The organism is Spongiactinospora gelatinilytica (assembly GCF_003236385.1).
GTDB lineage: Bacteria > Actinomycetota > Actinomycetes > Streptosporangiales > Streptosporangiaceae > Spongiactinospora > Spongiactinospora gelatinilytica.
The window spans coordinates 1-2,165 of the sequence record NZ_POUA01000646.1 but is presented as its reverse complement, the minus strand read 5'-3'; the positions used below and the strand labels follow the sequence as shown (position 1 = coordinate 2,165).

The 2,165-nt window shown below is 67.9% G+C and carries 3 protein-coding genes; 1 reads left to right on the top strand and 2 read right to left on the bottom strand.

Annotation, left to right across the window (positions count from 1 at the left end; translation table 11 throughout):
- Window positions 1-197 precede the first annotated feature (197 nt).
- Complete coding sequence (locus tag C1I98_RS45225) at window positions 198-1,337, top strand: D-alanyl-D-alanine carboxypeptidase family protein (protein ID WP_267898112.1); 1,140 nt, start codon at window positions 198-200, stop codon at window positions 1,335-1,337.
- A 25-nt stretch (window positions 1,338-1,362) separates the two neighbouring features.
- On the opposite strand, the gene mscL is transcribed toward C1I98_RS45225, so the two are convergent.
- Together mscL and C1I98_RS38175 are read right to left on the bottom strand one after the other, a co-directional pair.
- Window positions 1,363-1,764, bottom strand: coding sequence for a large conductance mechanosensitive channel protein MscL (gene mscL / locus C1I98_RS38180; RefSeq protein WP_111172096.1), 402 nt, complete (start codon window positions 1,762-1,764; stop codon window positions 1,363-1,365).
- Between the two features lie 73 nt (window positions 1,765-1,837).
- On the bottom strand, window positions 1,838-2,165 hold a 328-nt coding region (locus C1I98_RS38175), incomplete at its 5' end, for an RcpC/CpaB family pilus assembly protein (RefSeq protein WP_233508549.1).

Here is a 2,165-nt window from a genome sequence, read left to right as displayed (position 1 = left end):
GTGCTGTTCGGGGTGGGGGTGTGGGTTGTGGGGTAAAGCGCGTGAATCCGGCAGGGGGATATTTCTGGAGCATTACCGCTGGGGCGACTCCGCCCCGGGCACCCGTCGAGCTGTAGTAACGTGCGTGCCTGGCTCAGGTCACAAGTTCGCAAATGGAGGAGTCGAAGGTGCCATCTCCTCGATCGGCGGGCCTGATCGTGGCGTTCGCGGTGTTGATTTCGCTGTTGCCTGGGGCGACCGGCCAGGCTGCGGTGAAGGAACCGCTTCCGGAGGAGAGTGCCACCCCGGGGGTCTCGATCAAGGTCGGCGATCAGTTGCAGGTGGAGGTGGCCGGTCCTGCCGGCCGTACGGTGCCGCGGTCCGTGTTACGGCCGGATCCGAAGAATCTCGCCGAGCTGCGCAAACAGGCGGAGCTGGCCGCGCGGGATCTGGAGGAGGCCACGAAGGCACTGGAAACGCGGCGGGCGCAGGTCAAGGAGGCGGACAAGGGGCTGACGGCGAAGCTGCGCGAGCTGCATCGGGCGGATCGTGCGCTGGCGGAGGTACGGCAACCGCTGTCGGATCTGGTGCAGCTCCTTTACCAGCAGGCGAGCGGCGGGGAGATCGCGCCGTTCGTCAGCGGGCGGTCGGATGAGGCGAGCCTGCGTGCGATGTCCAGTGTGTCGCAGCTTGTGGCGCAGCGGGATCAGGTGGTCGCGGATACCGGGCGACTGCTCGAAGGGCGGCAACGGCTCGCGGCCGAGGCGCAGGAACTGCGGTCGGACAAGCTGCTCGGCGAGGCGCAGATGGCGGTGGAGATCGACGTACTGCGCAAGCGTTCCGACAAGGTCGTGAAGTCGCTGACGCAGGCGCTTGTGAAGCTGGGCATCAAGATCGACAAGGTCGGGCGGGCGGCGCTGGCCTGTGACCCGACGAAGATCAAGTCAACGGACGACTTCCCCAACGGGCTGATTCCGGGCGCGTACCTCTGCCCGTTGCAGCAGAAGGGGGAGGAGTTGCGGGCGGATGCGGCGATCGCGTTCGTCAGCCTGAGCGAGGCGTACCGCAGGCAGTTCGGCAAGCCGATCTGTGTCACGGACAGTTACCGGAATCTGGCCGAGCAGCAGTCGATCTACTATCGGCGGCCGGGGTTCGCGGCAGTGCCGGGGCGCAGCAACCACGGCCTCGGGCTGGCGGTGGACCTGTGCGGTGGGGTGCAGATCTCGGGGTCGCCGCAGTTCAGGTGGCTGGAGGCGAACGGGAAGCAGTACGGCTGGATTCACCCTAAGTGGGCCTACAGCAACCCGTTCGAGCCGTGGCACTGGGAGTACGACCCCAAGGTGGGGTCGGTGCTGTAGTGGGCGGGTGGCCGGGTTGGGGCCGTTAGTCGGCCGGGGTGAGCTGGACCGTGCAGAAGGCGCAGCGGGTGGCGGCCTTGGGGACCTCCGAACGGCATTCGGGGCATTCGCGGGTGGTGCTGACCTCGGCGCGGCGGAAGCGGGCGCTGAGCCGTTCGTACGGTGAGACCACCAGGAAGTAGACCACGGTGGCGACGATGGCGAACGAGATCAGGGCGTTGATGAACTCGCCGTAGCGGAAGACGGACTCGCCGACCGTGAAGGTGAGGCCCTTGAAGTCGGGCAGGCCGCCGAAGGCGGAGATCAGCGGGGTGAGCAGGTCTTCGACGAACGAGTTGACGATCGAGGTGAAAGCGGCGCCGATCACCACGGCGACGGCGAGCTCGATGACATTGCCGCGCATCAGGAACTTCTTGAACCCGCTCATGTGGCCTCCCCGGTTGACTGAGTGTTGGTTGGGCGGGGCGCAGTATATTACTCTCCGTATTTGCATGATCGCCTCATGGGCGCCGCCGTGGCCCGATCGTGATGGAGAGACGCCCGCCGCTCTGGGCCGCCGCGAGCTCGGCGGCTTGTGCCGAGGTGGTGGCGAGCACGATCAGCGCTCCGCCACCCGCGTTGGCCGATGAGGTGGCGGCGCGCTTGTGGGTGGTGATCACGCGGACGTCGTCGGCGACCGTCTGGGCCGGTGAGGCGGTGGCCGTGCCGTCCTGTCCCCAGCCGGTGCCGGCGGCGAGGACGTCGATCGTGTCGCCGGGGGCCAGCAGGGCGGCCGCCTCGGCGTCGGCGATGCGGACCGGAGTCGCGACGGTGCCCGGTGGGTGGGCC

Coding starts and splice junctions, on each gene's coding strand:
- mscL (WP_111172096.1), bottom strand. CDS start 1,764: ATGAGCGGGTTCAAGAAGTTCCTGATGCGCGGCAATGTCATCGAGCTC.